The organism is Paraburkholderia sp. Ac-20336 (genome assembly GCF_017105025.1).
GTDB lineage: Bacteria > Pseudomonadota > Gammaproteobacteria > Burkholderiales > Burkholderiaceae > Paraburkholderia.
Map to the genome: position 1 here is coordinate 21,473 of NZ_JAAGPS010000099.1, position 8,129 is coordinate 29,601.

An 8,129-nucleotide genomic window follows, 5' to 3' on the forward strand; every position below is an offset into this window, starting at 1 on the left:
AGAAGTATCGAAGGAGAGCTTGAATGGGTCAGATTCTGTTCATCGTGTGGCGGGAAAGTGTCGAGGCGCTGCTGGTCGTCGGCATCCTGTACGCGTGGTTGAAAAACGGCGACGACGACGCGCGCCGCGGCCTGCCGTACCTGTGGGGCGGCGTGGCGGCCGGGATTATCGCGGCGGTCGCGCTTGGCGCGGCGCTGGTCGGTTTCACCGAGGTGCTGTCCGGCGACGCGCAGGACTACTTCCAGACCGCGATGGTGCTGATCGCCTGCGTGCTGATCGTGCAGATGGTGCTGTGGATGAAGCAGCACGGCCGCACGCTGAAGCGCGACATGGAACAGTCGCTGCAAAAGAGCCAGCGCGATTCGAACTGGTGGGGCGTCGCGGTGCTGGTCGCGCTGGCGATCGCGCGCGAAGGCAGCGAAACGGTGATCTTCCTGTACGGCCTCGGCTTCGGCCAGTCGGGCCACGTCGACGGCAGCCAGATGCTGGCCGTGGCGATTGGTCTCGCGCTCGCGTTCCTGACCTTCTACGTATTGCAGCTCGGCGGCAAGATTTTCTCGTGGCGGCTCTTTTTCCGCGTCACCGAAATCATGCTGCTGTTCCTCGGCGCGGGCCTGTTCCAGACCGGCGTCGACAAGCTGATCGACAAGGAAATCCTGCCGACGCTCGTCGACCAGTTGTGGAATTCGTCGGCGATCCTTGACGATTCGAGCACCTTCGGCTCGCTCGTCGCGACGCTGACCGGCTATCGCGCGCATCCGGCGCTGATGAACCTGATCGCCTACGCGGTCTATTGGGGCGTCGTCTGGTGGCTCGTGCGCCGCGCAACCCGCAAGCCGGCGCAGCAGGCAGCCGGGCGCGCGGCATGAGTACCGTGATGGCGCCGCGGCCGGGCCGTCTCGCGGCGGCCGGCCAGTGGATGCAGCGTCACGGCGCGGCGATCCGCGGCATCCAGTGGATCGTGGTCGCGGTGTACGCGTTCCTGATTATCGTGCCCGCGCTGATGCCGCTGCCCGACGACACCGCGCATCTGTGGAACAACCTGACGCTCGCCGCGCAGTTCGTGTTCTGGGGCATCTGGTGGCCGTTCGTGCTGCTGTCGATGGTGATGCTCGGGCGCGTCTGGTGCGGCGTGCTGTGCCCCGAAGGCGCGCTCGCCGAATTCGCGAGCAGGTTCGGCCGCGGCCGCGCGATTCCGCGCTGGATGCGCTGGGGCGGCTGGCCCTTCGTCGCGTTCGGCATCACGACGATCTACGGGCAGATGGTGAGCGTCTACCAGTACCCGAAAGCGGTGCTGCTGGTGCTCGGCGGCTCGACCTTCGCGGCGATCGTGATCGGCCTGCTGTACGGACGCGAGAAGCGTGTCTGGTGCAAGTATCTGTGCCCCGTCAACGGGGTTTTTGCGCTTCTGGCGCGCCTTGCGCCGTTTCACTACAAGGTCGACGAAGACGCCTGGCGCCGCTCGTACACGAACGGCGAGCACGGGCATCGCGTGATTCCGATCAACTGCGCGCCGCTCGTGCCGTTGCGCAACATGAAGGGTGCGGCGGACTGCCATATGTGCGGCCGTTGCAGCGGACACCGCGACGCGATTGCGCTGACGTGGCGCAAGCCGTCGTCGGAAGTAGTGCAGCTGGGCGACAAGAAGGCGAACCCGTGGGACACCGCGCTGATTCTCTACGGCCTGCTCGGCATCGCGATCGGCGCGTTCCACTGGACTGCCTCGCGCTGGTTCATCGATCTGAAGATGTTCGCCGCGACATGGCTCGTCGATCACGACATCACGTGGCCGCTCGACACCAACGCGCCGTGGTTCCTGTTCACGCATTATCCCGAGCAGAACGACGTGTTCTCATGGCTCGACGGCTCGCTGCTGATCGGCTACATCCTCGCGACGGCGCTCGTCTACGGCACCGCGCTGCTGCTGTTGCTGATGGGCGCGACGCGCATGCTCGGGCGCTTTGACGCAACGCGGCTGCATCATCTGACGCAGGGGCTGATTCCGATTGCCGGCGCGGGCGTGTTCCTCGGCCTTTCGGCGACGACGCTGTCGTTGCTGCGCGCCGAACACGTGCCGCTGTGGTGGGCGTCGGATCTGCGCATCGCGATTCTGGTGATTTCGAGCCTGTGGAGCGCGTGGCTCGCGTGGCTCGTCACGCGCCGCTATAGCGAGCGCTTCGTGCCGCGCGCGCTGGCGCTGCTGTGGTTCGTCGCGGCGCTGGCCGTGGTGAATAGCGCGTGGTGGCTGATGTTCTGGGGCTGGGCGTCGAAGTAGTAGGCGGGAAGTAGGCGAGCGGCGCGCGCCGGCGGCTTCGCGGACTGCCTAGCGTTGGTGCTCGCTCCGCGCAGCCGCCGGCCGACGCGCAGCGAACCGTATCGGCCAAAGGAAAAACCGGCAAAGAAAACCCTAGGCGGAAAACCGCAGCACCAAACAGAAAGCCGCGGGATGTCATCATCCCACGGCTTTTCCATTTTTCCGATTCAGCGACACGCGACGTTTGGCGCATCCGCTATCCAGTGAGAACCAAAAAAGCGGCCTGGCTTGCTGCGACGGCTGGCTTGGTGTCTGCACGAAGGGGTCTAGTTCTCGCGTGCAAGCCGTCGTGGCTGGCTAATGCCTAACACCTCTCTGGGAGGTGGTCCCCACAATACCCTGTACTGACCTCTCGTTCCTTACTTCGTCAGAATCAGCTTGCCCAGCCGCGTGGCACGCAACTGGTAGGTCTCGCCGTTATGGACGATGCTGACGTGACTATGACCCTGTAGCAGCGCGTCGCTGCGCACGACCCGCTCCTGTGTCTCGCCCGGAGCGTTCTTGCGATCCGGGGCCGGCTTGGCCGATGCGTTGGCCGTCGACGACGATTTCGGGCGGCTGGTCAGCGCGGCCGCCGGGCGGCGCAGGCCGAGCGTAGAGGAGCGGTTCAGATCGGTCATTCGTTTGAGCTGTTCGTCGATTCGATGGATTGATTCTAAATGATAACTATTCCTATTTACAAGAAAGAGTAATTTATTGGATTCGACTTCCGATAGGTAGAGGAACGACTCGCCGTACGAGGATCGAGGGCCGTCGTGGTCACGGCCCTGCGTGGCGTGGCGTGGCGTGGCGTGGCGTGGCGCGGGCAGGGCGCCCGCGCGTCATTCAATGCAACGGTCCCGGTTCCTGCTTCGCCGCCACGTATTGGCGGATCAGCCGTACCGTGTCGATATCGTTCTCGCGATACGCCGACTTGACGATCTCCTGCGTCTGCACGGCGTCCTGATCGGTCGAGACGGGCAGCGTGGTCGCATACTCGAAACGCAGGAAGAGCTGCAATTCGTCGGGCTGCTCGATCGTCATCGTGAGCGAGCCGCCGACGTGGTCCGCGGTCGGCAGGATGTCGTAGCGCACGCTGCGGCTTTCTTCGAGCGTGACACGGTCGCGCACGGTGGCCTGGCCGTAGTGCAGTTCGCGTTCGAGGACATTGCCTTCGCGCGACAGGATCGTACAGCTGTCGAGGCCCATCACGAACAGTTGCGGCTGCTCGGCGCGCAGCACGAGTCCTTCCCACAACTGTTCGCGGGTCATCGAGTCGACGAAGGGATTCAACGGATCGTTGATCTGGATAAGGTGTTCGAAATTCAAGACGGCTGCGTCCTATGAAAACATTGCAAACGTTGCGATATCCACCGACCTCTGTCGATCTCCGCGGCCCGCTTGCGCGGGCTCGTCCGCCGGACGTCCGTCACGCGACGGCGAGGGCGGAGCGGATCGAGATCGTATGCGTGAGGATCTTGTGGACCGGACACGCATTGGCAATCTGCAGAAGCCGTTCCCGCTGCTCGTCGGACAAGTCGCCTTCGAGCACGATCTGACGGTCGATCGTGGAGCCGGCGTCGCCGGTTTCCAGCGAGAGCTTCACGCGCACGCCGGCCAGCGGCCATTCCTTACGTTGCGCGTACATCTTCAGCGTGATCGACGTGCAGGCGCCGAGGCTCGACAGCAGCAGCGAGACGGGTGTCGGGCCGCGATCGCCACCGCCGAGCGATGCGGGTTCGTCGGCGAGCCACGTGTGCCTGCCGTCGTCGAAACTGACCTGGAAGTTCGTCGAGCCGATGTGGGCGGTGACGGTGGACTCTGCCATGCGTGCTCCTCTGCGGGGACGAAAAAAGCGCCGCGCGTCGCGGTTCGTTGCAACGAACCCGCGGGCGGCGCGACTCAAAGCGTTATTGTGACCGAATTTACAGGCGTTCGCGGCGTGGTCGGCCAAGGCAGCGGCGGGTTTCAGTGCGTAATCGCGCCCATCCGGCCGGCCTGGTAATCGAGCACCGCCTGGCGGATCTCGCCCTCGCTGTTCATGACGAACGGGCCGTAGCGCACCACCGGCTCCTTGAGCGGTACGCCGCCGAGCAGCAGCACTTCGAGCGGCTCCTCGCCGGCCGAGAGCGTGACCGCGTCGCCGTCGTCCTCGAACACGACCATGGTTTGCGCGGCGATTTCGCGACGCGCCTCGCCTTCGCCGTAGATGCCCTTGCCGGACAGCCCGTAAGCGAACACGCGATAGTCGGCCGGCACGGGCTGGCGGATCGTCGCGCCCGGCTGCAGCGAAAAATGCTGATAGAGGATCGGCGTGCGCGTTTCGATGGCGGCTTTCACGCCGAGCGCTTCGCCCGCGATCACCTTCACGCGCACCTTGCCGTCCGCGGAGGTCGCGACGGGGATGCTCGCCGACGGGACTTCCTGGTAGCGCGGCGCGATCATTTTGTCGCGGCGCGGCAGATTCACCCACAATTGCAGGCCATGCACGCGCCCGCCTGTGCGCACGAACGCCGGGTCCGGCATTTCGCTATGCACGACGCCCGCGCCGGCGGTCATCCATTGCACGTCGCCGGCGTGCAGCGTGCCGGAGTGGCCCGCCGAGTCCTTGTGGCCGAACTGGCCTTCGAGCACGTACGTGACCGTCTCGAAGCCGCGATGCGGGTGATCGGGCGCGCCCTTGGCCTCGCCAGGCGCGTAGTCGACCGGCCCCATTTCGTCGAGCAGCAGGAACGGATCGAAATCCATTAAAAGACGCGTCGGAAACGGCCGGTGGACGATAAATCCGCCGCCTTCAACGGTGCGAACCGACGGGAACGTGCGTTCGATCGTGCGTGTCGTGCTCATCAATATCACCTTGAAAAATGGGGAATAGCGTTATTTTTGAAACATGAGGCTATTATAGGGACCGTTTTTCACGGTACCAGCCACCTTCAAGCAATGGATTGTTCTGCTAACGGAACGATGAGATGAAGATCGATTCTCACAACCTGAACGACCTCATGTACTTTTCGCAGGTCGTCGAACATGGCGGATTTTCCGCTGCCGAGCGCGTGCTAGGCATTTCCAAATCGCGTCTGTCGCGGCGGCTCACGGAGCTGGAGGCGTCGCTCGGCGTGCGCCTGCTGCAGCGCTCCACGCGCAAGCTCGCGCTGACCGAGGCCGGCCAGCTCTTCTATCAGCACTGTCAGGCGATGCTGAGCGAGGCGCAGGCGGCGGTCAACGTGGTGCAGCAACTGCGCTCGTCGCCACGCGGCACCGTGCGCGTGAGCGTGCCGGTCACGATTTCGCAGACCATCCTGTCGGTCATCCTGCCGGAGTTCATGCACCGCTATCCCGAGGTGCGCGTCATCATGCGCGTGACGAATCGCGTGGTCGACCTGTTCGAGGATGCGATCGACGTCGCGCTGCGCGTGCGCTCCGATCCGCCCCAAAACGCCAACATCGTCGTGCGGCCGCTGTGGCGCACGCAGCAGATGCTGGTCGGTGCACCGAGCCTTTTGCAGCAGAATGCACCGCCGCTGACGCCGGCCGACCTGAGCCGCTTCGAAACGCTCGACGTGCCGACGAGCGATGGCCGCCACGTCTACAACCTGATCTCGCCCGACGGCACGCGCCATGTGCACGAACATGAGCCGCGCCTCGTGACCGCCGATCTGATGACGATCCGCGAGGCGGTGCTCGCGGGCGTCGGCATCTCGGCGCTGCCGGAGATGATGTACGGCGCCGCCTTGCGGGCAGGGCAGTTGTCGCCGGTGATGCCGGGCTGGAGTTTTCCGACGCCGCAGCTGTACGCGGTGTTCGTCTCGCGCCAGGGGATGGTGCCGGCCGTGCGGGCGTTCGTCGATTATCTGGTCGAGATGCTCGATCAGGATTCCGGCACGCACATCATGGGTGAGTGCCCGGTGCGCGACGAAAAGGTGGCGCAGGCGGCGTCCACGGCTGCCTCGGCAGTTGTCTCATAGCGCCCGCATCGCCCGCGCGTCAGCCGTATCGCGTTGCGCAAATCGTTTTTAGCATTTAAGCGCGGCCTGTCATGGTTACTTTCAATGGCCGTTTGCTTGAATGCGCGCGCCCTCGGGCCTATAGTGAAATCCCTTCGCTAAGGAGTCTCTTATGCGAAAACTCATGGCCGCTATCATAGCGAGCCTGATAGGGCTGACCGCGCTGTCCGTGTCGAGCACGGCTGTCGCATGCGGTGATAGGAGCTATCAGTCTTCGGCCGATGGCAAATGATCCCGCCGCCCGAAGGCGCCGAGTGCGCACAAAAAAAGGCCTTCATCTGACGATGAAGGCCTTTTACTTTTTGGCTCTTGTTTTTTTAGCCCCTGTACAAGGGGCTTTTTTGCGTTTTCACGCCGATGCGGCGTTACTTCGCTTTGGGCTGCGTGACGAAGCCGATCTTCGTGAGACCGCCTGCCTGCGCCGCCGACATCACCTGCGCGACTTTCTCGTACGGCACCTTGCGGTCCGCATCGAGATGCAGTTCCGGCTGCGGGTTCGCCTGCGCGGCCGCCGCGATCTTCGCGGCAAGCGCCGCGTCGTCGACCTTGGTGCTGTCCCACAGCACGTTGCCGTCCGCGTCGATCGACACCGTCACCTGCGCGGGCTTCGTGTCTTCCTTTTGACTGCTCGCGTGCGGCAGATCGATCTTGACCGCATGACGGATCACCGGAATCGTCACCATGAAGACGATCAGCAGAACCAGCATCACGTCGACGAGCGGCGTCATGTTGATCTCGTTCATCAGGCCGTCGTCATCGTCTCCGGCGAAAGGGCTCATTGCCATCGGAATGCCTCGTCGATCAGTTGGCGCGGGTCGCGAGACGCAGGCCGTCGCGGCTACGCTTGGACGACGACAGGCGCGCGCCCGTCACGAAGAACGCATGCAGGCCGTGCGCGAAGCGGGAGAGCTTCGCGACGATCGCCTTGTTGGCGCGCGTGAGCGCGTTGTAGCCGAGCACGGCCGGAATCGCGACGAACAGGCCGAACGCGGTCATGATGAGCGCCTCGCCGACCGGGCCGGCGACCTGGTCGATCGACGACTGGCCGCTCGCGCCGATCGCGAGCAGCGCGTGATAGATGCCCCACACCGTGCCGAACAGACCGACGAACGGCGCCGTGCTGCCGATCGACGCGAGAATCGCGAGGCCGCTCTGCATGCGCGCGACGCTTTCGTCCATCGTGTCCTTCAGGCAGCGCGTGATCCAGTCCGACACGTCCATGCGGTCATGCAGATGCGGCTGCGTTTGATGATGATGGTCGGCCGCTTCCTGGCCCGCCAGCGCGAGCGCGAGGAACGGATTGTCCTGCGGCGTCGAGGAGCCGGCGCCGAGCTTTTCCACGCCGTCGGCGAGATCGTCCGAATGCCAGAACGCCTGCTCGGCGTTCTTCGTGAGACGCTTCAGGCGCATCACGTTCCAGCTCTTGACCACGATCACGCTCCACGACATCACCGACATGATCAGGAGCGCAAGCGCGATGCCGCGCGTCACGAAATCCCCTTGCGCCCACACGTGCGCCAATCCGTAGTTTTGCATTGCAATTCCCTGTTTTTGAAAGCTGCTTCAATCGGTCAGATTGAAGTTGAAAGGCTGGGTGTACACGGCCCGCACCGGCTGGCCGTTCTCGAGATAGGGCTTGCAGGCGCTCGCGCGCACGGCGGAGACCGCGGCGTCGTCGAGGCGGCTGAAGCCGCTGCTTTTCTTCAACTCGACGCTCTCGAGCTTGCCCGTCAGACCGACCACGAAGCGCACGTACGCCGTGCCGGATTCGCCGCGCCGTTTCGACAGCATCGGGTACTCGGGCTGCGCGATGTTGCAATCGATGTGCGAGA

At 64.2% G+C, this 8,129-nt stretch carries 10 protein-coding genes; 3 read left to right on the plus strand and 7 right to left on the minus strand.

Annotated features, from left to right (window positions below; genetic code table 11):
- Positions 1-23: 23 nt before the first annotated feature.
- Together GXB81_RS22960 and GXB81_RS22965 are read left to right on the plus strand one after the other, a co-directional pair.
- Complete coding sequence (locus tag GXB81_RS22960) at positions 24-869, plus strand: FTR1 family protein (protein WP_167050371.1); 846 nt, start codon at positions 24-26, stop codon at positions 867-869.
- Complete coding sequence (locus GXB81_RS22965; RefSeq protein ID WP_205990406.1) at positions 866-2,275, plus strand: 4Fe-4S binding protein; 1,410 nt, start codon at positions 866-868, stop codon at positions 2,273-2,275. The genes GXB81_RS22960 and GXB81_RS22965 overlap by 4 nt, the downstream gene beginning before the upstream one ends.
- Before the next feature lie 398 nt (positions 2,276-2,673).
- On the opposite strand, the gene GXB81_RS22970 is transcribed toward GXB81_RS22965, so the two are convergent.
- From GXB81_RS22970 to GXB81_RS22985, 4 genes are all read right to left on the minus strand, one after another.
- Positions 2,674-2,934, minus strand: a complete 261-nt coding sequence (locus GXB81_RS22970; protein ID WP_167285576.1) for a hemin uptake protein HemP — start codon at positions 2,932-2,934, stop codon at positions 2,674-2,676.
- A 205-nt stretch (positions 2,935-3,139) separates the two neighbouring features.
- Positions 3,140-3,622 (minus strand): SRPBCC family protein, encoded by a 483-nt coding sequence (locus tag GXB81_RS22975; protein WP_205990407.1) that lies wholly within the window; start codon positions 3,620-3,622, stop codon positions 3,140-3,142.
- A 100-nt stretch (positions 3,623-3,722) separates the two neighbouring features.
- Positions 3,723-4,121: an OsmC family protein gene (locus tag GXB81_RS22980; protein WP_167285575.1), complete on the minus strand. Its 399-nt coding sequence runs from the start codon at positions 4,119-4,121 to the stop codon at positions 3,723-3,725.
- A 140-nt stretch (positions 4,122-4,261) separates the two neighbouring features.
- Positions 4,262-5,140, minus strand: a complete 879-nt coding sequence (locus GXB81_RS22985; RefSeq protein ID WP_167050381.1) for a pirin family protein — start codon at positions 5,138-5,140, stop codon at positions 4,262-4,264.
- Between the two features lie 122 nt (positions 5,141-5,262).
- On the opposite strand from GXB81_RS22985, the gene GXB81_RS22990 reads away from it, so the two are divergent.
- Positions 5,263-6,258: a LysR family transcriptional regulator gene (locus GXB81_RS22990; RefSeq protein WP_205990408.1), complete on the plus strand. Its 996-nt coding sequence runs from the start codon at positions 5,263-5,265 to the stop codon at positions 6,256-6,258.
- A 404-nt stretch (positions 6,259-6,662) separates the two neighbouring features.
- Here GXB81_RS22990 and GXB81_RS22995 read toward each other — a convergent pair whose 3' ends face one another.
- From GXB81_RS22995 to GXB81_RS23005, 3 genes are all read right to left on the minus strand, one after another.
- Positions 6,663-7,082, minus strand: coding sequence for a biopolymer transporter ExbD (locus tag GXB81_RS22995; RefSeq protein WP_167050384.1), 420 nt, complete (start codon positions 7,080-7,082; stop codon positions 6,663-6,665).
- A gap of 16 nt (positions 7,083-7,098) precedes the next feature.
- Positions 7,099-7,833: a MotA/TolQ/ExbB proton channel family protein gene (locus GXB81_RS23000; RefSeq protein WP_167050386.1), complete on the minus strand. Its 735-nt coding sequence runs from the start codon at positions 7,831-7,833 to the stop codon at positions 7,099-7,101.
- Positions 7,834-7,860: 27 nt separating this feature from the next.
- The coding region (locus GXB81_RS23005) for an energy transducer TonB (RefSeq protein ID WP_205990409.1) at positions 7,861-8,129 on the minus strand (269 nt) is incomplete at its 5' end.